The sequence below is a fragment of the Levilactobacillus parabrevis genome, from assembly GCF_044051715.1.
Classification (GTDB): Bacteria; Bacillota; Bacilli; order Lactobacillales; family Lactobacillaceae; genus Levilactobacillus; species Levilactobacillus parabrevis.
The window spans coordinates 2,194,937-2,220,493 of sequence record NZ_CP168688.1; the positions used below are offsets into that span (position 1 = coordinate 2,194,937).

Here is a 25,557-nt window from a genome sequence, read left to right on the forward strand (position 1 = left end):
ATTCCTGATTAGCTGGTGCCCGTGAACCCTTGATTCTTAATTTTTGCCAAAATAAAAAGGCCTTACTGGCCAAATTATTTATTCATCAAAGTCAACTTCGATGTTTTTGGTTAAAATATCGGTATAGCTATATGAAACCCGTTCAAACGAATTTTCGTCCTGGTCTAAATCCACAACGAATACAGCTGGATAGGTTTCCCGAAGAATTCCATGCCGTTCTGTTGTCTTCTTACGCCCGGCCTGCGCGATCACCATTAACTTTTCGCCAATGCGCTCGTCCAGTTTGTTCTTAATGTTCGCTAAACTTGTTGGCATGCACTTCACCTCTGTGAAACATGATACCATGGTTTCACAAAAAACGCAAATTATACCACACTAGCCTACAATCCGCAAGAATCCGCAATTGAAAAGGGTTACATAAGTCCTTCATTGTGAAAAGCGTTGGTTAATTCGATGAAATTTATCAAGGTTAGCCGTTCTGGCCGTAACTGTTGCGAAATACCAACATCTGTCAGGACCGCTTCAATCCGTTCACGAACTTCTGGCTGCTTTCCAAAAATCCCTTGAAGATTGTTCCACAACGTCTTGCGGCGATGCGCGAAGCAACCCTTAACGAACTTGTACAAGGCTTGATCTTCGTACGGTTTGACTGGCAATGGCTCACGCGGCGTCAAGCGAATGATGGCAGAGTCAACGTTCGGTTGTGGAATAAAAGCTGTCCGTGGCACATCAAAAGCAACGGCCACGTGGGCGCGATATTGCATGACCACGGAGAGCGACCCGTAGGCCTTGGTACCCGGTTCAGCGACCAAACGATCAGCCACTTCACTCTGCATCATCACCACGATTTCATCGAAGCTGACCCCGCTCTGCAACACGCCCATCAGAATTGGTGTCGTGATGTAGTACGGTAGGTTCGCCACGATTTTCACGGGGTGGCCCGGTTCGAATTCATCCTTAATGACGGCCGGCAAATTCGCCTTCAAGATATCTTGATTGATCACCTTGACGTTATCGTAATCCATCAACGTTTCGTCGAGGACTGGCAACAGGTTTTCATCGATTTCAAAGGCCACGACCTTTCGTGCCCGCTTAGCGATCTGTTCCGTCAGGGCTCCGATCCCAGGACCGATTTCAATGACGTTGTCGTTGTCAGTCACGTCCGCAGCGTTAACGATGTTGCGCAGGATATTTAAGTCCGAAAGAAAGTTTTGTCCCAGGCTCTTCTTAGCCACTAAACGGTAACGGGACAAGATGGCCTTGGTACGAGCTGGTGAGCCAATTTCGGGTACGCTATTATTCATGGAAATCCTCCTTTTGACGAATCTGTTGCACTGCAGCGGCGAAGTCTGCGGGTTGAATGCTAAACATCCGCAAGCGCTTCTCCAACTGCTTACCATTCACGTAACCAATCTGGAGAAGCTCACCGAGTTGTTCACGGCGGGCTTTAGCGCCGGCCCCGCCAATCAAGCCCGCTGCCATTAAATCTTCGTGGGTGATCAACGTGGGGGCCGCGGTCGTTTCGGTATACACGTGGTCGAGCGCGGCCCGGATGGCTTCTGGACTCGCATGTTCCACGCCAAGTGAGCCACCGGCCTTGTCCGGACGCCCCTCCGCCTTAGGTAAAAAGGCGTGTTTGGCATTCGGTACGGCTTCGGCCACAATCTTACGAATCTTTTCGCCGGAGAAATCAGGGTCGGTGAAAATGATCACGCCGCGCTGATCGGCTAACTTTTCAATGAGGGTTAGCGTATCGTCATCGATAGCGGAACCCCGTGTCTCGATAGTGTCGGCGTTGACCGCTCGATTGATTGATTTGGTATCATCTTTGCCCTCCACCACGAGGACTTCTTTAATCTTCTTCATTGATTTGATAAAACTCCTCTGCGTTGTGGTAAGTGGCGGCTGCGATTTCTTCCGGCGTCGTGTCACGTTCCTTGGCAATGGCTTCAACCGTATACCGAGTAAAGGCCGGTTCGTTCTGTTCCCCACGGTGGGGTTCCGGTGACAGATAGGGTGCATCGGTCTCAACCATCATCACATCGAGTGGCGTGGCCCGCACGGAGTCATGGACTTCGTGGGCGTTCTTGAAGCTAGCCACCCCGGAATATGAAATGTGCATCCCCAGGTCCAAGAACTTCTTGAGCCATTCGGGATCGCCGTTAAAGCTGTGCATGACACCACCAATTTCGCTGATGCCGCCTTCCTTGAGAATCCGGTAGGTATCTTCAAAGGCGTCCCGGTTGTGAATGGCAACGGGCTTACCAACCTCTTTGGCAATCGCAACCTGCCGAGCAAACACCTTGCGTTGCACGTCTTGTGGTGAACTGTCCCAGTGGTAGTCCAAGCCAATCTCACCGAGCGCAACGACCCGGTCATCGGCTAATTGTTCTTCCATAACCTTCTCGGCAGCCGCATCGTAATTCTTAGAATCCTCAGGATGCCAGCCCACAGCCGCATACAGCTGTGGATACTGATGCGCCAGCTTAATGGCGTCGGCGTTCAGCTGCGTGTTGGAGCCAATGTTGACCATCTTGACAACACCTAAATCCGCCGCCTGCTTGAGGTAGCGGGGCACTTCTTTAATAAATTCTTCGCTATTTAAATGGGTATGTGAATCAAAGATTTTCATCATGATCCTCCTATTTCCGTGAAACACTTTCCTTTGATACTTTGGTAACGATTACCGCCTGCGGCTGCCAGGATTCCGCCTGCTGTGGGGACCGGTCCAAGCCAAAGTTCGGTCTTGAACCTCGACTTGAAACCTCGCACAAACCCGCGAGTTTCCAAGCTCGTCCCATGGCGTAAGAACGGGCAAGATCCCCCGTCCTAACGCCATCGTCACGGCCGGCTCCATCCTGGCCTCCTCCGGCTAAACGAGTTGTTAACCCGCTATCATGACTGACCTAACTCCCAACTAAGGGTCTCAAAATCAGCCTATAGTAGCCTCGCTGACAACGTAGAAACAACCATCACCAGATAGTAAAGATACCACCATTACGGACTAAACACGATATCGCTATCCAAAATAGTTATTCACAAGTGGATAACTATTTGAAGTTAGCAGTTATCAACAGCAAAATCAGCACTTATTCACTCATTTCACTGCCTACCGCCATTATCGCAGACCTTATGAACAATTTCATCCACAATTCGCTGAATTATCAACCGACTTGTACACCTATCTGTTTATAGGTGGCGGAAGTTGTCCACATTTTACCAACGTTCATAATTTTGCCAATATCTTTTACACCGGTGGATAAGTTCGTAAGTGGATAACTCTTCCCTCTATCCACACACAGCTATCATCAGGGAACTTATCAGCCAATTGAGACTCGCAGTTAAAAGCTAGCTTAGCCGGCGGAATCTCTGGTTGCGCAGGCGACGACCTTTTAACCACCTTGCCGAAACGTGTTCCAGAGGGCAGCTGGTTGCGCTTAACCCCGCCGCGTCAAAAATCCAAGTTCAGGATTTTTCACGCAACGACGTTAATACTCGCCAGCTAACCGCCCTCTTCCACACTCTTTTGACATAAAAACGCGGGTTTGGCGTCTCATCGACCCGCCGCCCACGCTTATGCGAACATTATTCGACTGATGAACCGTTGACCAGTTCATTTGGTACGGTGATTAACTGGACCTTACCGTCATGTTCTGCGGACAGTAACATCCCTTGGCTGACCTGACCACGCATCTTCCGTGGCTTCAAGTTGGCCACAATGACCACCTTTTTACCCACGAGCGACTGTGGTTCTGGATACCATTGAGCAATCCCAGACAGAATCTGACGGTTGCCTTGGTCGCCGGCATCCAATTGGAACTTCAGGAGTTTGTCGGCACCTTCTACGTGGTCGACCGCTTTGACTTCGGCGACCCGCAGTTCAATCTTTTCAAATTTATCAAACCGAATTTCCGGCTTGTTTAGTGTTAACTCAGAGTCACTTTCGGTCTCAGACTTGGCAGCTTCCTGCTGAGCCTGTGCCTTGGCGGCCATTGCGGCCCGGCCCTTCGTCTTTTCAGACTTGGTCATCTGACCTTGAATGAAGTCGACTTCTTCCTTCACGTCGATCCGTGGGAAGATTGGTGTCCCCTTGGCAACGACTTGTTTGCCAGCTGGTAAATCAGCCAGCTTCAGGTCAACCATGTCAATGGTAGCTGGATCTAAGCCAAGTTGGGCAAAGATTTCCTTAGGCGCGTGCGTCATGACTGGACTGATCAGCGTCGCGATTACTCGCAAACTGGCCGCCAGATGGGCCATAACAGCGGCCAATTCGGTTGCCTTGCTGTCGTCCTTAGCCAACTGCCAAGGTTCCGTCTCATCAATGTACTTGTTTGTCCGGGAAACTAACTTCCAGATTTCAGAAAGGGCATCGGCAAAGTGCATCTTGTCCATCAAGTCATGGTAGTTAGCAATGACGGATTCAGAAGTAGCTTCGAGGTCCGCGTCAAATTCAGTCACGCCGGCCTTGAATTCAGGCAACTTGCCAGCTTCATACTTGTTGATCATGGCAACGGTCCGGTTCAACAGGTTCCCCAGGTCGTTTGCCAAATCGTAGTTCAACCGGTCGACAAAGTCTTCGGGCGTAAAGGTTCCATCGTTTCCGTAAGGCATTGCCCGCATTAAGTAGTAACGCAAAGCATCGAGACCGTAACGATCAACCAGTGTCTCGGGGTAAATCACGTTCCCCTTAGACTTGGACATCTTACCGTCTCTCATCAGTAACCAGCCGTGCGCAAACAACTCGTCTGGGGCTTCGATACCCAGTGCGTGCAACACGATTGGCCAGTAAATGGAGTGGAAACGTACGATTTCTTTCCCGACCATTTGAACGTTGGCGGGCCAGAACTTCTTGAACAGACTTTCATCGTCACTGGTATAACCCAATGCCGTGATATAGTTGAGCAACGCATCGATCCACACGTAAACCACGTGCTTCGGGTCACTCTTAACGGGCACACCCCAAGTGAAGGTCGTCCGGGAAACGGCAAGGTCTTCCAGACCAGGCTTGATGAAGTTGTTGATCATTTCAGTCATCCGAGATTCTGGTTGAATGAAGTGCGGGTGGCTGTGGTAGAAGTCCAGCAACCAGTCAGCGTACTTACTCATCTTGAAGAAGTAAGACTGTTCCTTGACCAGAGAAACTTCGTGGCCAGAAGGTGCCTTCCCACCAATTACCTTACCGTTGTCGTCATGGTAGACTTCGGCCAATTGGGTTTCGGTGAAGTATTCTTCGTCATCCTCTGAGTACCAACCTTCGTATTCGCCCAGGTAGATATCGCCCTGCTTTAACAGGCGTTCGAAGACTTCCTGCACAGCCGCCACGTGTTCCTTGTCGGTCGTTCGAATGAATTTATCGTTGGAAATTTCCAACGTCTTCCAGAGTTGCTTGATGCCGTCAGCCATGCCATCTACGTATTCTTGTGGTGATTGGCCTTGGGACTTCGCCTTGTCCTCAATCTTCAGACCATGTTCATCGGTCCCCGTTAAGAAAAAGACGTCGTACCCGTTGCTCCGTTTGTAACGAGCCACCGTGTCACAAGCAATCGTCGTATAAGAGTTTCCGATGTGTAACCGCCCAGATGGGTAGTAGATCGGCGTGGTAATGTAAAAACTTGGTTTGTCTGCCATAAAATAAAAGCCTTCCCTCGCTCTAAATTGTTCCCTTATTTTTAGGTTAAATTTCAGTTTAAATTCTAATCCAGTATAGCATAAACCCCGGTTGAGCCATAGCGGTTCCCGGGGATTTTAAGGCTACAAATTTTCGATTTAGTCGTTTGAACACTTACCGTTTGGGTCACCACCACGACCGGAGACACCCAACGCCAACAATTCAGTCAGAACAGATCCAACTGTTGTGGCGCCAGATTGTCCCAGTGCAGGCCCAGAATAGCTTGCAAGCGCAGGGCATTCGGTGCCGCATCCTTACCGGAGTTGTTGTTAAAGATCACGCAAACATCCTTGGCTTGCGTCGCCAACCGGCGAACCAAGTCCGCTAACGCCTGCAGCTCTTCTTCACTGTACTTGTACAGCGTCCGTGTCTTACGCCAACTCGCTCCCTGATTGAACCACCCCTGTTCATTTCGCCCGTGCAAGCGCACGATGGCTAAATCAGGGGTTGTCACCGTTTCAACCAGTGGAATTCCGTTATTCAAGTTATGGGGCTCATCGGTCGTGACGTTGGTCATCCGTAGCGATTGTAGGTATGCCGTCACATCAGCCGTCATTCCCGGCTCTTCAAACCAACTGGGGCTACGAAATTCCACCGCCACCGGTAGGTCCCCCATTTGAACGCGTACGTCACGTAAGTACTGGATATTCGCAGTTGTCCGGTTAAAGTACGGTGGAAACTGGAAGAGAACCGTTCGCAGCTGGTCATGGTCGACCAGGGGTTGAATGGCCTCACGAAATTGAATAAAGGCGGTTGCTCGCTCCGCATCAGTGGCAGGCGCGCTACGTTGGTCATGCTGCGTCATCACTTGATTAGCTTTCAAGATGTACTGAAAGCCATCGGGTACCGCCGCCTGCCAATTCGCCACCGTGCTCTGTCGGGGAATCCCGTAGAAGGGCGTATCCAATTCGACGACTGGAAAATGCCCTGCATACTCACTCAACGTTACCGGGCGGTCCTCCCCACCAATCAAGGCGGGATGTTCCTTCCAGGTCGTCAATCCAATCGTAATCATCCTGTCACCTCTTACTTTAAACGTTCAAACCGTTTGATCAAATCCACTTCTGGCGTGGTCAATTGCCCCGTCAGTTGGCTGATCAAACGTTTACCAGCGACTCGGTCGTTATACCGAATTGCCGTCACACAGATATCAATTAAGGCAAACATGACCGTCACCAAGATGGCCTCGCGCCGATTAAAGGTCGCATTAAAGAGCGTCACCAATTGGCCACTAAACGCCAATTGAATGATACTGTAGACCAGCAGCGTGTCTGGCAACAGTTGAAGCACGTTCAACCACCGCAACCGCCGCACTAACTTTCTTAATTGTGCAATGACTTCTTGATGACTCATCGTTTCACCCTCAGACTCGCAACGCGTCGAAGAACTCGGTTGCGTCGGCTTGAACCATATCATAGGTAAAGCCCAGGTTTAATTTTTCTTGGTTAACGACCACGACCTGTGCCTGTTGATTGCGGTAATCGAGGAGGCCAGCAAACGGATAGACCCGCATGGAGGTCCCCACGATAACGACCAGATCAGCTTGACTCATCGCCGCCACCGCGCGTTGCACGTTGGTGGTGTTCAAGCCCTCATCGTACAGCACAACATCGGGCCGTAACCAGCCACCATCGGCATCATGGTACGGCGACTTTAGGTAGTCGTGCCAGTCAGCCTTGGCACCACAGATCTGGCAGTACACGTTATAGAGGTTCCCGTGAAATTCGACCAGGTGCTGGGTATCCGCGACGTTGTACAAGTTATCGATATTTTGGGTAATGACCGTGGCCCGGTTTTGCCGAGTCAGGGCCGCTTGTTTCTCGTGAATGACGTTGGGTTTGGCATCTGGATAGTACAGGTTCTGCTTCACATAATCGTAAAAAACTTCTGGCTCCTGTACCAAACAGCTGTGACTCAGATAGTATTCGGCGTTCCGATGGCCGGTGTACAAACCATTCTTGGACCGGTAATCCGGAATCCCAGACGGCGTAGACACACCTGCCCCGGTTAAGAATACAATGTGCTGAGCTTGATCAAAGGTCGCTTGTAAGCGCGCTTCCATCCCCATCATCCTTTCCTTGTCTTGATTCTCTAAACTTGTCGTTGTTGCCTTCGCCTGCGGCTGCTAGGGTTACGCCTGCTATGAGGACCGCTTCCAGCCAAAGAACGGGCTTCCAGCTCGCCTTGAAACCAGCCCCTAAAACCCGGGGCTGTCTCCAAGGTCGTCCCGTGCCGTAAGATCGGGAAAAGTCACCCGCTCTAACGCCACCGACACAGCCGGCTCCACCCTAGCCTCTTCCGGCTACGGCAACTTGCCAATTTTACAATTGTCCTATCAGCAGTCAGAAGAAGTCAGAGTTCCCCTCCTACAGGGTTACAAACAACCATCTACGCTCAGTCTACCGCAAGATAAATGGCATTTCGAGTTTGTTGAAGAGTTCTTCAACCGTCATGTCATAGAGCTTCGTGAAGTAATCTGGCGTGTCATCCTTAGGCGCTGGTGACGGCAACACAAAAGCATTCTGCTCGTCGGCCCGGTTGAAGCCCACGTAAGCCCGCCGTTGCGTCTTCTTCTCGTGCATATCGGAGTGATACAATTCAAAGATTTGCTTGACCTTCAAGCCGAGTTGCCGTTTGGACATGACACTGGTTAACGTGGTGAATTCGGTGTTGTGCAGCGCTGGTAAATGCCAAGCTTCCAATTGGGCATCGAAGGCCTTGAACAACTTGACCACGTTCCGGCGCAGCGTGAATGGTGAATCGACTGGCTTAGCCGTAATGACTGCATACAGCTTCTTAGCCGCAGCCAAACTGATGGGGTAATCCTTTTCGAAGTCCGCCATGACCTTGGCATCATCGAGGCCAAAGAAGACTAATGCATCCAGCAATGTCAGCGTCCGTAACGTCATTTCATCGTCGACGGGTGTTGGTTCTGGCTTGATGGTGGCCTTCACACCGGCCAGGTAGAGGTCCTTGATTTCTGGTGTGATCAGGCCGTGCTTCTGTTGTTCGCTGACCACGACAAAGTGGCTCACGATATCGTAGAGTTCGGTCCCCATGATCATCAGCTGTTCATCAAGCTTAGGCTGCCCCGTCGTTAATGAGAAGAAGACTTGGGGGAACCCAGAGAGAATCATTAACAAATGGAGTAATTCGTGCGAAGCCGTGTAGTTAGGCGCCGTCAAGTCAGCCACTTGGATGGCAATGTCCTTACCCATTTGCATCTGTTGGGCTTGGTCGTGTCGCACATAGCCAGCTTGGAGTTCACCAATGAATTGGACTTCGACTTTACCAGGATAAATGGCGTTGACCTGATTCAATAATCCCTGGACCGCCTCGTTAAGTTGAACATCTTTTGCTTTCATAATTTAAGTTGTCACCTATTTCTCTAAATTTGCTTGGCGTACGGCAAGCAGAGCCGCTTTGGCCTGTGCCGTCGTCGGTTGTGTGCTACCGCGAAGTCGACCGACCACCGCCGGAACTTCTCCCGGCGTTGCGCCAACCGACAGCGCGAGTGATTTTAATTGTAATTGCATGTGACCGTGCTGAATCCCATCGGTCACCAACGCACGCAGGGCTGCCAAATTTTGGGCTAACCCCACCGCTGCCGTCACACCCATCAGTTCACGGGCCGAGGTGATTTGCGCAATTTGCTGGTTGATGACCACTAACGGAAAGACCCGCGTGGCACCACCAACGTAACCCAGTGCTAGTGGCAAGGTCAGTTCACCGTGTAACGTTGTGTCCTCCAGCCACCAACGGCTGAGGCTCTGATAGCTTCCGTGACGACTCGCATAGGCGTGCGCACCACTTTCCACGGCTCGCCAGTCATTGCCCATCGCCAAGACGACGGCATCAATACCGTTCATGATACCCTTGTTGTGGGTCACCGCCCGATACGGATCGTGCTCAGCAAAGTCACTGGCATCACAGATCCGTTGGGCAACGGTCGTACCATCAATGGTTTTTGTCGCCAATTGGTCAACCGGCACCGCCACTTCGGCGGTCACTAGACTGTGAGTCGCATAGTTACTTAAGATACTCATCAAAACGTTGACGGTTAAATGTTCCTTTAAGTAATTCGCAACGGCCTCACAGATTGTGTTGACCAGATTGGCGCCCATCGCTTCACCGACATCGATGAACAAGTCCAGCGACATCCAGTAAGGCGGGATGCAACGAATCCGTAACGAACGGGCCCCGCCCCCATGACCAATCAGCGAGGGATGAACCTCGTTGGCCACCTTCAAGAGCTCGTCTTGATGGGCGATCAACCAGGCTTTGACCCCGGTACGATCGGCAACATGACTCAGGACAATCTGCCCCATGACTTCGCGGCGTTCAACTTTGGTGGTGATCCCCCGTTCGCTGGTCAACAGTCGGCCACCATTGCTGGCAGCGGCGATGACAGAGGGTTCCTCCGTCACCATCGGCACGGCAATGGTCTGGCCGTTGACCCGTAGATTAACGGCGACTCCTTCAGGAAGACCGTAAGTTGTGAGGTAATTTTCAATCAAATCAGCATCGGCTGACCGCTGTCTAGCGGCAATCTTCGCCAATTGCTGAACCGTTAAATGACTCTGCTGAGCCAACAAGTCGCGCCGGGCCCCATAGGGTAGCCGGTAGAATGGTGTTTGTGCCATAAGACATTCCTCCTAGCGTTGACTGAGATATTCGGAAATAATGCCTTCGCGGACCCCACTCTCGGAGAAAACTACCCGATCGGAGTCCAACATCTGTAAAAGTGTTACCAATGGCAACATCCCACCGATAATGATATCGGCGCGGTCTAGTTCTAGGCCGGAGATACGTTTTCGTTCGGCCAACGGCACCCGTAACAGGCGTTCGAAGGTCTTCATGACTTGCTCAGTGGTCAAACGGTACCCGTGGATGTTCTCCACGTGTAGAATCTTTTGTTGCTGCCGATTCATGCGGGCTAACGTCCGGTTAGCGCCGCCCAACAAGACCAACGGTAAATGCTTGGCATCGTTCAGCCACCAAATATCGCGGAGTCGTTCACGCAAGAAGACTTGCGCGGAGAACAGATCCACCGCTCGCACCCGGTCATCCAGCCGAAATTGCTCGGACAGGTTGACGGCGCCAAACGGCACGCTGATCAAGTTGGCATCGCGGCCATCCTTGACGTGGACCAATTCACAACTGGCTCCACCGGTATCTAGAAGCAGACAGTCTTTGACCTTCAGTCGGTTCACGGCCCCCAGGTAGTCGTAATAGGCTTCCTGGTCACCGGATAACACTTCGAGGTCAATGTCGGTCGCCACCGCGACACGCTTGAGAAATTCATCCCGGTTACGCGCCTGACGAACCGCCGCCGTGGCGATTCCCCTGACGACAAGGTTTGGCAATTGTTCGTAGTACGGTCGAAACGACTTCAACGCACTGATCGTACGGTCCATCGCCTTCGGTTGGAGAATTTTCTCGGGGCCCATGCCCTCCGACAGACGGCTGTCCACCTTGACGCGATTAACCTCGCGATAGGTGCCGTCATCGTGGAGTTCGTTAACGGCCATGCGGACCGAATTCGATCCTAGATCAACAATGGCTAAGTTTTGCATAGACTCTCCTCCGTTTCAGTTTAGCCGAAGTAGTCGATACCGATGGCGTGCCGAACTTCATGTAACGTCTGTGCGGCAACCTGGTTAGCTTTTTCACTACCCTGCTTCAAGATATCGTAAACGGCATCCTCGTTGGCAGCGTACTGTTCGCGACGGTCGCGAATCGGTTGGAGCTTGGCCTGAAGGACCTCGTTCAAATACCGCTTAATTTTAACATCACCGAGCCCACCGTGCTGGTATTGTGCTTTCAAATCAGCAACGTGGTCCGTATCGTCGGCAAAAATATCGAGATACGTAAAGACGGTATTGCCTTCAATGTGGCCAGGGTCTTCAATGTGCACGTGCTCAGGGTCAGTGTACATCGACATTACTTTCTTCTGAATATCATCGGCGCTGTCGGCCAAGTAGATTGCATTATCCAACGACTTACTCATCTTGGCATTGCCATCGAGCCCAGGAATCCGGCCTTGTCCCTTAGGTGGGAAGTAGCCTTCTGGTTCAACCAGAATCTCTTGTTGGTAAATGCTGTTGAAACTGCGGACGATTTCACGCGTCTGTTCCAGCATCGGTTCTTGGTCTTCTCCAACGGGCACCGTGTCGGCCTTGAATGCTGTGATATCAGCGGCTTGGCTCACAGGGTAGATGAAGAAACCAGCTGGGACACTTTCACCGAACGCCTTTTGTTTGATTTCCGTCTTAACCGTTGGGTTCCGGTTCAACCGAGCAACGCTGACCAAGTTCAAATAAGCCATCGTCAATTCGCTAAGAGCTGGAATCTGAGATTGAACAAGAATCGTGGACTTGGCGGGATCGATTCCCACTGCCAAGTAGTCCAACGCCACTTGTAACAGACTGTGGCGGATTTTTTCGGGATCGCGGGCGTTGTCAGTCAGCGCCTGCATGTCGGCAATCATGATGAAGGTATCGTAATCGCCAGTGTTTTGCAGGGCAACCCGATTCTTCAGAGACCCCACGTAATGTCCAATATGAAGTTTACCTGTTGGTCGGTCACCAGTTAATATAACGTGCTTTTTAGTCATTAATACTCTTCCTTTCTGAAAAAGCGCCCCATTGGAGAAAGACTCCAATAGGACGCTAACTTGCGCGGTACCACCTAAATTGTGATCACTATGACCACCACTTTTGTCGTTAACGGGACCCCGCGATAATTGATTATCGATTGAATGTTCGGACGTGACCCAATTCGACGCTAAAACCGTTTCAGCACGGGCGGTTTCTCTCTGGATTTGGCCTACTCTATATCACGACTTTCATGTTCTTATTTTAGAGGTTTTCACTGGGAAAGTAAACCGTCTTGTCAATACAAAGATTTTTATCATAACTGCTGGTTTGTCAGTACCCGTTACTCTCTAAACTTGTTGCCTGCGGCTGCTAGGGATTCCACCTGCCATGAGGACTGCCGGGAACCCAGAAATCCCAGCATCCCCAGTCGCTTTGATTGACAGGGACCCCTAAAATGACTAAACTTGTTAAGCAATTTAGCCTATCCAAAGGAGGCGGTCATTTTGACCACCAGCGAAGAAGCACAGGAACAACAGCGTGTTGACCACGTCGCTGCTCAGATCGGTGAGCGGATCGATAAGACCACGTCCGACTATTCCGCCGCGCATAAAGAATTGCGCAACGTGTTGAAGAACTACAGCGAAAACACCTCAGTTAACTGGTTTGAAGTCGATGACCGAATCGAAACCAGTGCCGAACTGCAACAGCAACGGGCATTGGTCTCCCGGCTAACTGAAAATCAAAACATCATTCAAGATCAACTTGATACTTTTAAAGAACTCCAACGGTCGCCCTACTTCGGCCGGATTGACATCCAGGACCCGGACGAAACGGCGCCGGAATCCCTCTACATTGGCACGGCCTCATTCGTCGATGACGATCAGAACTTCTTGGTCTACGACTGGCGGGCCCCAATCTCCAGTATCTACTATAATGGGGTCCTCGGTCAGGTCGCTTACAGCACACCCGCTGGCGATCAACAGACCGACCTCCTAAAGAAACGGCAATTTCTGATCAAAGACGGCCAGATTGAAAACATGTTCGACACCAACGAAACCGTGGGTGATGAAATGCTCCAGCACGCGTTGGGCGAACAGAACGACGCCACCATGCAAAATATCGTGGCCACCATTCAGCGCGAGCAAAACGACATCATTCGCGACACTAAGAGCGACTTGCTCGTCGTGCAAGGCGTGGCTGGTTCCGGCAAAACTTCCGCGATTCTACAACGAATCGCCTTTCTGCTGTATCACAGCCGCCGCGACCTAGAGGCCGACCAAATCGTTCTCTTCTCGCCCAACCGACTGTTCAGCCACTATATCAGCGATGTCCTCCCTAGCCTAGGGGAACGCAACATGCGCCAGGTCACCCTCGCTGAATTTCTCACACAACGCTTCCAAGGATTAAAAGTCCAGACACAGTTCGAACGTTACGAAGCTGATCAACAAGTCCCAGTCAATCACCGGCTGCGCGACTTCCGCGAGAGCGCCGCATTGATGACTGCGGTCAAGGATTACTGTCATACCTGCCCAGCCGATGAGCTGAAGTTTACCGACATTCGTTTCGACGGTCGCGTGTTTTTCAGTAAGGAAGAAATTCGCGATATCTACGAACAGTTCCCAGACGCCACCGCACCAGCCGACCGCTTCCTGCGGACCAAGAATGCCCTGGAAAAACGGTTGAAACACCGCATTGCCGATGAGGCCAAGGCCGACTGGGTGCGTGACGAGATCGACCAGCTCAACGATGAAGATTATCACAATTGGTTGGGTGCCAACCATCTCGGTGAATTCGAACAACTCGATGACGAGATTGACTTCATTGCCCGGCAAATTGTGCGCAAACGCCTGCGATCGGTTGACGACGCCATTTATAACGGCTACTTTTTAGACGCTTACAGTCAATACACGGCCTTCCTGAAGCACTGTCCGTTACCAGACAACGTGTCCGCTGACGAATGGCAGACGGTGGTCGATGCCTACCAACACGACATCGAATTCCACCGACTGGCGCTGACCGACGCCGCCCCCCTACTCTACCTGCGCGACCTCTTGATTGGTGGCGGGGCGAACCACCGGATGCAGCACCTGTTCGTCGATGAGATGCAGGATTACTCGATGGCCCAACTGATTTACCTGCAACACGCGTTTCCTCGAGCCAAGCTGACCCTGTTGGGTGACAGTGAACAGGCCTTGTTCAAAGCCGTAGAGTCCCCAGAATCTATCCTGAAAAAATTGGATTCGGCCTTGAACGTCAAACGGTCACGGTTGATCACATTGCGACGTTCCTACCGCTCAACCTACCCCATCACGACCTTTGCCAAGGCGCTGTTACCGGATGGCGACCAGATTGAGGCTTTCAACCGGCCAGGTGATTTGCCCAAGGTCGTCATTCGCTACGATGAGGATGCCGCCTTCAAGGCATTGGCCAACGAAGTCACGGCGGAGCTCGCCACCAGCGGCACCGTCGCCATCCTCACCAAGAGTACGATCGAAGCCAAGCGCGTCTATCAGGAACTGCATCCCCAGTTCGACCTGACACGATTGACCGACACCGACCGCTCCTTACCTAAGGGCGTTGTCGTTCTGCCAATCTACTTGGCTAAGGGGTTGGAATTCGACAGTGTCATCGCCTACAACGTCTCGGCGGAAAACTATCCCGATGAACAGATGACGGGGACGCTCTACACGATTGCATCACGGGCTATGCACCACCTGACGTTGTTGAGTATTGGCGCGGTTTCGCCATTAATTGCCTCGGGAAAGATTCCCCAGGCTGATTTGACGATCGAACACGAGTTTCAGAACTAACGTAAGATACCTTCCAGAAATCAAATACAATCAGCATCCCAACGACTTTGACCAGCACTTGCCGGTTGAGGTCGTTTTTTTAATACCGTCCACCCATTCGCTTAGTTCAGCCGCTTCAGTTAACCAGGTCAGTCGCTTCGGTTGTTTCCACCAACCTGACCGACTATTGTGGGCCTCACACAAAGAAAATTCTGACTTGGAGTGACCGCGATGCTATTGCCAAAGTACTGTCAAACTAAACTCGGCGTCTTTAAGATTAGCAACGCCCTAATTCTGCTGTTCTGCTGGATCGTTCAGATGCTTGCAGTCAAACTAGGACCCATCCAGCCCTTACGCACGCTACGGACATTGCTGATTTTCACCGCCGCCTATGCCGTGATGCTCTATCTACCGGTGAAACTGAAGAAATACGTGACCGCCAACGTACTGACCGAGATTCTGTTGGACTTCAATGTCGTTTTAACCGTGTATGGTCTGATCCTACTTTTCCTGCCGCGTGCCTTAGATACGGCTAACCTGTCTTCCTCACAGGCCGGACTGGGCATCCTCTTTTCCCTGTTGGGTATCCCCATGCCTTACATCCGGCCAAACGGAGTTTATGGCATTCGGCTACCCTGGACGCGTAACTCCACGGAGATCTGGGACAAGACAAATCTGTTAGGTGCCCGCCTGCTCTTTGTCATTGGCGTGATCAGCCTCTTGATTGGCACTTTTCAGGCCGCTTGGTTCCTGATGTCGCTGATGATCGGTGTAATCATCCTTACCGCTGCCACGGTTGGGTATGCCTACCATTTATCACAACCATAATTCTCGAAAAATATTATAGAAAAATCCCGTTGTCGCAAACAGCCTAGGTTATTTGTGACAACGGGATCTTTGTGTTTAATTTTAAAAAATTGCCGGCGTCTTCATCGTGGGAAACGTCGTGTGGCGGCCATAGTTGTGATAGCCCTTGTAAAAGTGCAATTGCTTCTTTTGGACCTTCAACTTGTAGGTCATCCGCTGCCCATCAAACTGGACTTTACCACCCTTAGGCGAATATTGAATACCTGATAGCTGATAAACGTGATGCCCCAGTGACCGGTATTTCAACTTTTTCAGCCCATATCCTGGCAGACGGTAATAACGCTCGCTACCTTCATCCAGACCAAAGAGATTCCCCGTGCTCTTGGTCTTACTGTACGTGATATAAGCTTTATTGTCGCCCTTACCATTATGAAACCAGGTGTGGCGCAAGGCCTTAGGTGTGCCCGCGTGCCACGTTGCTGCTTGGGCAGAGGTCAGGTCAGTCGCCGCTAACCCCAGCGATACGGCCGCAAGACCCATTAAAAAATAAGGTTTAACCATGGTGCAAATTCCTCCTCCGAATAACCACCGGTGTTGCTTCTCTTTGACAATACGCGTTGCCCACCGGTAAAGCAAGACAATTCGTTTTAGCCACGCAATGGCTCGAACCACGGACTAATCGCCAACCGGACGATTTACTCAGTCGACTGCCGCTGCGGTTGCTTTGGGCATACGTTTTAATGTCTGTTTCAGTAACAATGGCGCCAGAACCGTCGCCAGCACAATTACCAGAATCATGGCGGAGTAGTTGACATCCCCTAGCAGACCAGCTTGATGCCCAATCTGAGCGGTGATCAGCCCCATCTCGCCGCGCGCAATCATCCCGGTTCCAATCACGCTACTACTGGTCCAGGAGAACCCGCACAGCCGCGCACCGAGGCCACAACCAACCAGCTTGGTCAGGCAAGCTAAGACGGTCAGCCCCACGATAATCCCCATATTCTCTGCCATGTGGTCGAGTGTCATATTCAACCCCACACTGACGAAAAAGACCGGGATAAAAATGGCATTTCCCAGTGGCTCCACGTGATCGGCCAAGACGGCCCGGTACGGCGTGTGTGCCACGGCGATGCCGGCAAAGAAGGCCCCAATGGCCCCACTCAGCCCAACGATATCGGCCAACCAGGCCATTCCCAGACAGATAACCATCGACATGATGGTCACACTGGAAGCCATAACTAATCGTTCACTCAGGTGCATCAGGTACGGTGCGACCCATTTAACCAATATGTACGTCCCACCAAAGAAGGCAATCTGCTCAATCAGAACTACGGCCAGGTTGGGCTGACTACCCGCGGCCTTGATGCCTTGACTAGCCAGCAGACTGATCATCAGGGACAGTAGAACCACCCCCATGATATCGTCGGCCACAGCCGCCCCCAGGATGGTCGCGCCCTCACGCGTAGACAACGCGTGGTACTCTTTCAGCACAGCCACGGAAATCGAGACTGAAGTGGCGGAGAAGATTACCCCGATGAAGAGGGCTTCCAGCGCATTGAAGCCCCACCACCAGGAAGCCAAACCCATTACCGCGATTGGGAAGACTACGCCCAGCGTCGCCACCACAATGGCCGGTCGTAGATACTTCATCAACAACTCCAAATTACTTTCCAAGCCGCCCAGAAACATCAGAATTACCACCCCAATATCGGCAAACAAGTTCACCAGGCTATTAAGCTGCACCCAATCGAGCATGGCCGGTCCGATCAGGATTCCAATGACCAGCTCACCAATCACGGCGGGCACACCCAAACGGTTGGCAAAGTTTCCCGCCAACGTGGTTAATACCAGAATCAAACACAGTGTTCCGAGAAAAGCCATCCCCGTCCCTCCTTCTTAAAAATTAATTAGTTTCTATCATACGCCACTTTTTCAGCCCACAAAAGAGCAAACTGCCGTCAAATTCTAGCACAAAATCATTAATGACGGATTGAAGAATTCAATTACCCCATCAGGTTATCGTCGCCGTTAATTAATTCAACCGATTTTGGTACTTTCGCCTAACAATTAGTGGTAAACTTTGATTACGCTTTCAATTACAATTGATTTGCTCAGATAAACTGTTTGACCTAACCAACGTCTGTGACAAATCTGTAAAAATTCAGAATCGAAGTGAGATGCTCGTTATGAAACACGCTTTCCGGCCACCCCGCCACAAAATACATATTAGCTGGTTGCTGCCTTACCTCCGCAACCGCAGAATCTTAGCCGGCCTCGGCATCTTCTTGCTTGTCTTTGCCAGTCTGATTACGGTGCAGGCCCACCGCAACCGCACAAATCAACCCGCAGTGGCGGAAAATCAGCCAGCCAACGCGCATCAGATTGCCCAAAAACAACGTCACGTGAAGCACCAACTCCATCACTACTTAAAATCCGTGACGGCCGATGGCACCGCCAGCGTGAGTTTCTACAATTTAGGACCGGTCGCTGGTAGCGCCGCAGCGAAGTCGGCAACAGCCACCAGATTCTACAAGTCTGGGGCCCTCGCAACTTCAGCCAACGCCCACACGCCGGAAATCTCGGCTAGCACTTACAAGTTGTACATTGCGGCCTACCTCTTTCATCAACATGCGGCCGGACTATACACCTGGACGCCCGCCGAAGAAGATGGCTTTCAGCGGATGATCGTCAACAGTGCCAATGACTTCTCTGAAGACGTGATTGATACTTACGGTCCCGTCGCACTAGACGATTATCTCGCCAGCCGGCACTACTACTCGCCAACCTTCGTCAGTGGCCAAGTTGCCACCACGACCGCCTATAGCCTGACCCTCGTACTGAAGGACCTTGCCACGCAGAGTGGACCGTTCAGTCACGCTAAGGATCAACAGAAGCTCCTGTCGTTGATGAAACAACAGGTCTACCGTACGGGGATTCCCGCCGGAGCTGCGGCTGCGAAAAAGGGAACGGTTGTTGCCGACAAGGTCGGCTTCCTGGCCGACACCAATAACGATGCCGCCATCGTCACCCTGCCCAACGGCGAACGCTATATTCTGGTCATCATGACCCACGGCCACGAACAGGCCGGCTTCAGTGGTTTTCCTCGAATGGCTAAGATTGCCACTCGCGTTCAGAAACTCGTCTACGACCCTGCGATTGTTAAGGGGCTCAGCAAATAAATCTCATAATGGCCACTGACTAATTTAGTCGGTGGTCATTTTCTTTGGTGTTGGTTACCTAACCTTTCCTATTGTGCCTCTAAATTGACCACGTTCCGCGCCGGTTCTACCATCAGTTTGTCAAAATACCACACTGCGAACCGGCACTGGTCAGGAGGGAATCATCATGAAAGACAGCCACTATATTCGTTGGGTCAAGCACCTGTTCCACATACAGGGGAGCCTCGCACCAAACCAGTCCCAAGCGGCCAATCAGGTTGGTGCTAACGCCTTTACCTATCTGTACTGCTACATTTTAATTTCCAGCCTAATTTTCACCGGATTATCCTCCTGGATCTCCCGCACCCAGCTATTCCAGTTCGTCATTATTAGCGATGTCCTCGTTACGTTCATCATTGGGGGGCTGTACTTCAAGGAATCACTGACGCTGCTAGGTCTGAAGGCGCAATCCGAAGCACCAACAACACAGGCGGCCCAGATTCGTTTTGCCTGCCAACAGGCCTTCCAGAATGCCGCCCTCTTCTGGATTCTCATGGTCTTTAACGATCAACTTTCCGGGACATCATTCGTCAAATCCGTTGAAAATCTAAAGACTTTCTTGGTTACCGTGGTGTTGGCCATTTTCATCGGCATTTCCACTCTAATCACTGAAAGCCGTCGTCGCCACAAGCCTTAACTTAGTTGTCGTTTTGCCGTCGCCATTCATCACGCAGGCAACCATACTTCACCGAATCCCAGTACTGATCCTGCCAATAACGCACCTGCCGCACACGAGCCTCCTGTTGCAGGCCCAGGCTTTCGGCTAGCCGACACATGCGGACGTTGCCCGACCACGTTGTGAGTCCAATATGGGGTAAATCAACGTGGTCCCACAGCCAGTCAATCCACAGCGTCAGCGCCTGTTTGCCAATACCACGATGCCAGTCTTCCGGCCGATACAAGACGATTCCAAAATCGAGCCACCGCTGAAGTGCCCCGTCCTCGTAATCATACGAAACGATTCCGACCATGCGACCATCGACTCTGATGATTTGCCGAGCAGGATTCCCAATGAATTTCTGCGGTGCAATCTCGGTCAGGAACCTTTCCCGACTGGGCACCTTGTCGTGAAAATAAGGACCATTCCACTTGAGCCATTCGGCCTGTGGATCACTAAAGGCTAACTGCCAAAAAGCCGGTGCCTCCGCTGCAGTTAGCGGTGCTAAGGTTACCATCATATTCCCCACCTCCAATTTTTCTCAGTATACCAAAGAATAATTGCCAATCACATTATAGGACTGTGACTAGCTATAATCATCCATTCCACCGAAAGGGGAGCATTTATCATGACACTCAAAACAAAATTCTTTCGCTTGATCAGTCTCACGTTATTACTAGATGCCGGAACAGTCACCAGTAAACTCATCGCTGATTGGCTCGCACTCTCCGACGCACCCCGCTTTTTGTTTGCATTACTTTGGAGTATCAGCATCGTTATCGTATTCGGTCTAGCTACAAAACTCTACAAGAAACTACGATCACAGTCAGTTGCTAAGAAATTCGTACTCACCTATTACATTATTTCACTGATAACGCTTCTGACTATCGGATTCGGTATGACGTAAAAACACTACTGATTTTCGAGTCCAGTCGTCGCAATACTGCTATTGACTAGCTCTAAAAAAAGGATATAACTAAATCTATAGATACATTTTCTAATGATAATCTAATTATCGGAGTTTAGGTTCCATTAGGTTTTTTCACTATTCTAGTCGGAAAGAAGTCGGGAAAAATGAGTAAATTATTACATCCAACCTTGAACATTCTATTCAAAGTTGCCTTCTTGGATTTTTATGTTTTTTTAGCAGCCGGAGTTTGTGCCATCGTACAGGTGCCTGACCACATTCTGTTCACCATTTGGACAGCCGTTGCCGTCATCTTCGTCCTCTCAGCGTTACTTACACTGAGTGGCATCATCTTCGCACAGCTCTACCGCGAGATGGAGGCTATCTCAATCTTTGTACTCCAGGCAGGCTTAAGTATTCTCCTTTTGACCATGGTTCTATAAGCTATTTTTATCCAACGACCTTTCCCGACAGCGTTATGGGAAGGCCGCTTTTTGCTGACTGCTTTTCGCCTCGCCAATTCAAACGACACGTTGCTAACCATTTTCCAGAGGCTCGACCCCACGCAATCGTAAACTTCATATGGTCCGCTTTGACCTATATCGTCTTATCAAAGAGCTATTACGAATAAACTAGCACTACGCATTAAATACATAGGTCTTGAATTGCTGATGACACTTGACTTGGTTCTAAAATAAAATCGAAAGTTGACGCTTGTGCTGATAAATCAGGTTTACTTTTGACCCAAAAACTTTTTACAGCACCCGATAGCATTTCTATATCATTCATATCATTACCAAAGGCAATGTATTGATTGATACCAAGTAAGCCTAGTGTACTGCTCTTATTGATACCTTTTGAGGTCATGTCCAGATTTCCTTCACCACTATGTTCTACGAGTTCTAAATCGGTATTTGACCTTATTCTATTGGTGATCTGTGACATTTGCTGATTGCTTATCCCTAAAAGAATGGCTTTAATAGGACTTTGAATTTTTTCAATCGGGACATTCTTTGCCAATCCATCTGGATCAAGTTGCCTAACAATGGCATTTTCTGAAGAAACTTGTGCTGAATAATTCCACTTTCCATCCACCACATATTCCAAATTGTATTTCTTCATGAGCCACTTTAAACAGTCGAAATCGTTTTCAGAAATAGGAGACATAACTTTTATAGTGTCTGCTATGGAAACTATAGCGCCGTTTCCACCAATTAACATATGATGTTGAAATTCTGGAATGATTGGTATTAGATCTCTTATAGGGCGCGCAGATGCGAAAATTATTTGATTGCCCATTTTTTCTAGTTTTTTTAGGCTTGTAATAATATCTGGTTCAATGCTTATGCCATTAAAGCTAAGCGTTCCATCAACATCAAATACATAATTCATGCGTATTAATCCCCTTTGTTTGCGAGTAGCTTGCAAAATGAGAAGTTTCCAAATTCTGCGTTATTATCCAGGCTTCTCAAAGTTGATTGATAACCCGTTTCCTCTAAACCTTTATCCAATGGTGATAATTCTATAAGCGATTGTTAACAACGACCCTTTCCCTACAACACTCCAGGAAGGCCATTTTTGCTGACTGCTTTTCAACTCGCTACCAGGAATTTTCCTAACTATACGGGACTCCGAGGTGAATAGCAATGTAAAGTTGCAGGCAACACCAAATCCGCTATAAGGATTGTTGTGACGGCGTTTCCAGCGATCCTCATTTCCACACAAAAAGCAGCAACGCATCGCCAATTCAAGCGATACATCGCTGCTAATTATTTTCTATAGGCCAAACTCTATTCAGTCGTAAACTTCATGTAGTCCGCCTTGATGTAAACCGTCTTATCATCCTTCTCATGGACAGCCATAAAGCCATTACTATCTGGAAAATCTATTTTAAGAATGTTTTTCCCATCGACTTCGTAGGTATAAATCCCAGCATCCAGCCCTTTGGCCCCACTAGAATACTCAAGCGATACTATTTTATTCATCATTAACAATCCCCTCCTGAAGAAAGACTACACCTCTAAACCATTCAGCACAATAGTTAGAGTGAAAATATCGTTTTTTAATTATTGATTATCGTTAAACGATATGCTATTATTGAAAATGAATAATTCAATAAGGAGATGTTAACCATGTCAAAATGGTTAAAATTCGGGATTAACTGTGTCATTGTTCTGGGGAGAATTAGTATCGTTTTTGCCTATCTTTTGATTATCCTGCCATTAGGCAACTTTTACCCTGCTGTTAAAGGGACACTATCAAAAACTATTCTGCATAACGACAACTTCCTCCTATTACCAGGAAAACACACCGTCACAGCTGCAGCGATGCAAAGTTTTCCAAGCTGGCCATACGCCATCCTAATTTTAATGGGGAGTGCCATTCTCGTTTGGGCAATCATTAAGCACCTAAAGGCACTCATCGTCATTCTGACGAATCTTCGCGATGCTGATTACTTTGCTGTCACTACCGTGGGCGCTCTGAAACAACTGTTCATTGCTCGAATCGCCATGATTGTCGGTGACCTTTTCCTTGCAAGCGGCAATCAATTAACCCGAAGTTGGTTTTTCCTTGTAAATAATGATGGTATCATGGGGGCAACTTGGTCAACAGCCATTTCCGATGTCTGGATGGCTATCTTCTTCGGCGTCATCTACGTCGCCTACCGGTACACCCTGACCCTTAAAGCCGAAAATGATTTAACTATTTAGGAGGTCTATCATGGTCAAATTAACCTTAAACGTGGTGATGGCTGAACGCAATATCACCAGCCGAGAACTAGCGGCGGCCATCGACATCACCCCCGCCAACCTCTCAATTCTGAAAACGGGCAAGGCCAAGGCCATCCGTTTCAGTACGCTGGCTAAGATCTGCAAAGTTCTCGACTGCCAGCCGGGGGATATTCTGAAATACGTTGATGATTAGCGTACAATCCTAGCTGTCTTACGGCACACGTTTCGACTATCAAAATCCGCACGTCAAAAGCGAGTCTGGAATCTTATCCCAGGCCCGCTTTTTCGTAATCAGTTACCTTTCCTTTAGCACAGGTTTACTCGGCACCTGTTCGCCCACAAGCTACTTCAACTGTGCAACCACAAAAGCATAGCCATTGTAGTCATGATACTTATTAGTAGACGAGTGATCGATAATCTCCAAGCCTACCTGATAATTTTTCAGGCTCTTTCGCTTGGCAGCACCGTAATCTTCTGCGGCCAATAACTTTTTGACCTGCTTGATACGCGTCGCGGTTGGCTGGTTACGAGACTTCTTCAGATACTTCGTAATTGTCGGGAAGGTCTTTAACTTCTGATAGTTAGCCGTCTTCGGGTGCATGACCGGCAACACGATGTCATCCGAACTGTAGCGACCATCCTTAATAATCGCGATTTGGCTCAGATCCAGCGTCAGCGGGCTATTCGGGAACAACTTCAATATTGCTCGCGTCGTTCCCTGAGATGGCGATAATCTCACATACTTATTATAATCCGCATTCCGTTTAAAGAGCCACAAGCCCGTGTAACGCCTCGTCAACATATCATTGGCCAGCCCCTCCTCCATGAAGCCGTGCCAAACATAGCCCTGCTTGATCTGATTGCGCCCAATCTGCCCATCGACCCGGTAGTACCAAGAGTAAGTGTTGCCGTGCTTGAGATGTAGCCGCGCGGTACTGGTCCAGGTCACGTTGGGATAGGTTTTCAAATTACCCAGTTTCTTCGTATGCGCGCGATTCCAGATGTTAATCGACTTTTGGGCGTTAACCGACCGCAATAACGTCGTCTCTATATACCAATTTAGCTTGACCGTTTTATACGGTGTGGCCGCCTGCGCTGTATTGGTCATGCCCCAGAGGCCACCGAGCACGGCAATGCCCAGCAACGCGGTCCATATCTTCTTTTTCATTTCGTTCTCCTCCGAATTTTCTCTAACTCCTAGTAAGCCGTGTCATCCGCGATTGGCGTGAAGTAGGTCTGACTGCCTAACTTGTACAGGCTGTAATAGACCCCCGGCATATCATCATCCGAAAAGCCCGCCCGATGTTGGGGTTGGTGTAAATTCTTCATAGCCAGCCGATACTGGGTCTGGCCACGCTTGGCCACGTGCTTCAGTGTTAATCCCTTAATTTTACGACCAAAGTACAGGTAGCGTGTGGCCCCTTTCACCCGAGTTCGATTAATCTTGGCCGATTGCAACGGCTTCGGGGTCATCGTTCCAGTGGTTGCCACGTACTTATGAATTTCGAGATAGCCGTCCGAGGTGACTTGAACCCTCCGTTTGCTGGTCAGCTTACCAATCGCCGACTTGCCCCCAAGGTAGAGATCACCGTGACTCCAAGTTGGCAAATAGACTGGCCGCTTAACCTTCTTGAAGGCTGCCGGACTAACCGTGAGATCCCGGACACTGGGCACGTAGCTCGGGTGCTGCGTGAAGGCCGTCTTCAAAACGTGATAGCTTAACTCGTTATCGTGATTGATCGACAATGCCTGTTTCTTACTAGTAATATGATACTTCTGGCCAGAAACGACCGTATTCTTGGGAATCTTGATGGTCTTCGATGCAAAGGTGCCATCGGTATGGTTAGCCGTCACCTTGACCGTCACGGCCTTAGTTGACCGGTAGAACGTACTCGTGTAAAGATAATCGCGAGGAACCTGGTTCTTGCCGATCTTCACAGTTGCTGACTTGGCACTGGCCTGCGTTCCCAGTCCAACTACCCCCATCATCAAGGTAACTATGATGAGGCTTAACTTTGCGCTCATTTTCATTGTAAAATCTCCCCTTTACTTAAAAATCTACGTCCGATCTATGTAATTGCTAACGATTCATCCCCGAAATAAATTGCTGTCGATTACATCTTCATTGTCGCGCAAATGCGGCAAGATTGCTATAGGCCATTTGCGCTAAAAACTACAT

General features: G+C 49.8%; 27 protein-coding genes. 8 read left to right on the top strand and 19 right to left on the bottom strand.

What is annotated here, in order from left to right:
- Positions 1–78: 78 nt before the first annotated feature.
- The 12 genes from ACEPSU_RS10325 to trpS form a co-directional block, all read right to left on the bottom strand.
- Positions 79–315, bottom strand: a complete 237-nt coding sequence (locus ACEPSU_RS10325) for a Veg family protein (protein WP_020089174.1) — start codon at positions 313–315, stop codon at positions 79–81.
- 98 nt (positions 316–413) lie between these two features.
- Positions 414–1,304 (bottom strand): 16S rRNA (adenine(1518)-N(6)/adenine(1519)-N(6))-dimethyltransferase RsmA, encoded by an 891-nt coding sequence (rsmA, locus tag ACEPSU_RS10330; RefSeq protein WP_395321449.1) that lies wholly within the window; start codon positions 1,302–1,304, stop codon positions 414–416.
- Positions 1,297–1,866, bottom strand: a complete 570-nt coding sequence (gene rnmV / locus ACEPSU_RS10335; RefSeq protein ID WP_395321450.1) for a ribonuclease M5 — start codon at positions 1,864–1,866, stop codon at positions 1,297–1,299. Before rnmV ends, rsmA begins: the two co-directional genes overlap by 8 nt.
- Positions 1,853–2,632, bottom strand: a complete 780-nt coding sequence (locus tag ACEPSU_RS10340) for a TatD family hydrolase (RefSeq protein WP_020089177.1) — start codon at positions 2,630–2,632, stop codon at positions 1,853–1,855. The genes rnmV and ACEPSU_RS10340 overlap by 14 nt, the downstream gene beginning before the upstream one ends.
- Before the next feature lie 953 nt (positions 2,633–3,585).
- A complete protein-coding gene (gene metG, locus ACEPSU_RS10345) occupies positions 3,586–5,628 on the bottom strand; it encodes a methionine--tRNA ligase (protein ID WP_020089178.1) in 2,043 nt (680 codons plus the stop codon).
- 206 nt (positions 5,629–5,834) lie between these two features.
- Positions 5,835–6,683, bottom strand: coding sequence for a DUF72 domain-containing protein (locus ACEPSU_RS10350; protein WP_395321451.1), 849 nt, complete (start codon positions 6,681–6,683; stop codon positions 5,835–5,837).
- 11 nt (positions 6,684–6,694) lie between these two features.
- Positions 6,695–7,021 carry a hypothetical protein gene (locus tag ACEPSU_RS10355; protein ID WP_020089180.1) on the bottom strand — a complete coding sequence of 109 codons (327 nt, stop codon included), beginning with the start codon at positions 7,019–7,021 and terminating at the stop codon, positions 6,695–6,697.
- Between the two features lie 10 nt (positions 7,022–7,031).
- Positions 7,032–7,730: an NAD-dependent protein deacylase gene (locus tag ACEPSU_RS10360; RefSeq protein ID WP_020089181.1), complete on the bottom strand. Its 699-nt coding sequence runs from the start codon at positions 7,728–7,730 to the stop codon at positions 7,032–7,034.
- Positions 7,731–8,067: 337 nt separating this feature from the next.
- The gene (locus ACEPSU_RS10365; RefSeq protein WP_260339814.1) at positions 8,068–9,033 is read right to left on the bottom strand and encodes an IpaB/EvcA family protein; all 966 of its coding nucleotides are present in this window, start codon (positions 9,031–9,033) and stop codon (positions 8,068–8,070) included.
- 15 nt (positions 9,034–9,048) lie between these two features.
- Positions 9,049–10,311, bottom strand: coding sequence for a hydroxymethylglutaryl-CoA reductase, degradative (locus ACEPSU_RS10370; protein ID WP_020089183.1), 1,263 nt, complete (start codon positions 10,309–10,311; stop codon positions 9,049–9,051).
- Between the two features lie 12 nt (positions 10,312–10,323).
- On the bottom strand, positions 10,324–11,244 hold the full coding sequence (locus ACEPSU_RS10375) for a Ppx/GppA family phosphatase (RefSeq protein WP_020089184.1): 921 nt from the start codon (positions 11,242–11,244) through the stop codon (positions 10,324–10,326).
- Positions 11,245–11,264: 20 nt separating this feature from the next.
- A complete protein-coding gene (trpS, locus tag ACEPSU_RS10380; RefSeq protein ID WP_020089185.1) occupies positions 11,265–12,284 on the bottom strand; it encodes a tryptophan--tRNA ligase in 1,020 nt (339 codons plus the stop codon).
- Positions 12,285–12,770: 486 nt separating this feature from the next.
- Between trpS and helD the strand changes: the two genes are divergently transcribed.
- A complete protein-coding gene (helD, locus tag ACEPSU_RS10385) occupies positions 12,771–15,077 on the top strand; it encodes an RNA polymerase recycling motor HelD (protein ID WP_395321454.1) in 2,307 nt (768 codons plus the stop codon).
- Between the two features lie 210 nt (positions 15,078–15,287).
- Complete coding sequence (locus tag ACEPSU_RS10390) at positions 15,288–15,884, top strand: SdpI family protein (protein ID WP_395321456.1); 597 nt, start codon at positions 15,288–15,290, stop codon at positions 15,882–15,884.
- A gap of 81 nt (positions 15,885–15,965) precedes the next feature.
- On the opposite strand, the gene ACEPSU_RS10395 is transcribed toward ACEPSU_RS10390, so the two are convergent.
- Both ACEPSU_RS10395 and ACEPSU_RS10400 read right to left on the bottom strand, forming a co-directional pair.
- Positions 15,966–16,424 (bottom strand): hypothetical protein, encoded by a 459-nt coding sequence (locus tag ACEPSU_RS10395; protein ID WP_395321458.1) that lies wholly within the window; start codon positions 16,422–16,424, stop codon positions 15,966–15,968.
- Between the two features lie 138 nt (positions 16,425–16,562).
- Positions 16,563–17,744, bottom strand: coding sequence for a cation:proton antiporter (locus tag ACEPSU_RS10400; RefSeq protein ID WP_395321460.1), 1,182 nt, complete (start codon positions 17,742–17,744; stop codon positions 16,563–16,565).
- Between the two features lie 305 nt (positions 17,745–18,049).
- On the opposite strand from ACEPSU_RS10400, the gene ACEPSU_RS10405 reads away from it, so the two are divergent.
- Both ACEPSU_RS10405 and ACEPSU_RS10410 read left to right on the top strand, forming a co-directional pair.
- Positions 18,050–19,042, top strand: a complete 993-nt coding sequence (locus ACEPSU_RS10405; RefSeq protein WP_395321462.1) for a serine hydrolase — start codon at positions 18,050–18,052, stop codon at positions 19,040–19,042.
- Between the two features lie 166 nt (positions 19,043–19,208).
- The gene (locus ACEPSU_RS10410) at positions 19,209–19,718 is read left to right on the top strand and encodes a DUF3278 domain-containing protein (protein ID WP_395323392.1); all 510 of its coding nucleotides are present in this window, start codon (positions 19,209–19,211) and stop codon (positions 19,716–19,718) included.
- A 1-nt stretch (position 19,719) separates the two neighbouring features.
- Here the strand turns inward: ACEPSU_RS10410 and ACEPSU_RS10415 are convergent, their stop codons facing one another.
- Positions 19,720–20,259, bottom strand: coding sequence for a GNAT family N-acetyltransferase (locus ACEPSU_RS10415; RefSeq protein WP_395321466.1), 540 nt, complete (start codon positions 20,257–20,259; stop codon positions 19,720–19,722).
- A 108-nt stretch (positions 20,260–20,367) separates the two neighbouring features.
- Between ACEPSU_RS10415 and ACEPSU_RS10420 the strand changes: the two genes are divergently transcribed.
- The gene (locus ACEPSU_RS10420; RefSeq protein WP_395321468.1) at positions 20,368–20,646 is read left to right on the top strand and encodes a hypothetical protein; all 279 of its coding nucleotides are present in this window, start codon (positions 20,368–20,370) and stop codon (positions 20,644–20,646) included.
- A 167-nt stretch (positions 20,647–20,813) separates the two neighbouring features.
- Complete coding sequence (locus ACEPSU_RS10425; RefSeq protein WP_395321470.1) at positions 20,814–21,089, top strand: hypothetical protein; 276 nt, start codon at positions 20,814–20,816, stop codon at positions 21,087–21,089.
- Between the two features lie 202 nt (positions 21,090–21,291).
- Here ACEPSU_RS10425 and ACEPSU_RS10430 read toward each other — a convergent pair whose 3' ends face one another.
- Complete coding sequence (locus ACEPSU_RS10430) at positions 21,292–22,038, bottom strand: HAD-IIB family hydrolase (RefSeq protein WP_395321472.1); 747 nt, start codon at positions 22,036–22,038, stop codon at positions 21,292–21,294.
- 398 nt (positions 22,039–22,436) lie between these two features.
- Entirely contained in the window at positions 22,437–22,634 is a 198-nt protein-coding gene (locus ACEPSU_RS10435) for a hypothetical protein (protein WP_395321474.1), read from the bottom strand.
- A gap of 144 nt (positions 22,635–22,778) precedes the next feature.
- Between ACEPSU_RS10435 and ACEPSU_RS10440 the strand changes: the two genes are divergently transcribed.
- A complete protein-coding gene (locus ACEPSU_RS10440; protein WP_395321476.1) occupies positions 22,779–23,357 on the top strand; it encodes a hypothetical protein in 579 nt (192 codons plus the stop codon).
- A 10-nt stretch (positions 23,358–23,367) separates the two neighbouring features.
- Positions 23,368–23,571, top strand: a complete 204-nt coding sequence (locus ACEPSU_RS10445) for a helix-turn-helix domain-containing protein (protein WP_395321478.1) — start codon at positions 23,368–23,370, stop codon at positions 23,569–23,571.
- A gap of 150 nt (positions 23,572–23,721) precedes the next feature.
- Here ACEPSU_RS10445 and ACEPSU_RS10450 read toward each other — a convergent pair whose 3' ends face one another.
- Both ACEPSU_RS10450 and ACEPSU_RS10455 read right to left on the bottom strand, forming a co-directional pair.
- On the bottom strand, positions 23,722–24,546 hold the full coding sequence (locus ACEPSU_RS10450; protein WP_395321480.1) for a hypothetical protein: 825 nt from the start codon (positions 24,544–24,546) through the stop codon (positions 23,722–23,724).
- Positions 24,547–24,575: 29 nt separating this feature from the next.
- Positions 24,576–25,409 carry a hypothetical protein gene (locus tag ACEPSU_RS10455; protein ID WP_395321482.1) on the bottom strand — a complete coding sequence of 278 codons (834 nt, stop codon included), beginning with the start codon at positions 25,407–25,409 and terminating at the stop codon, positions 24,576–24,578.
- Between the last annotated feature and the right edge of the window lie 148 nt (positions 25,410–25,557).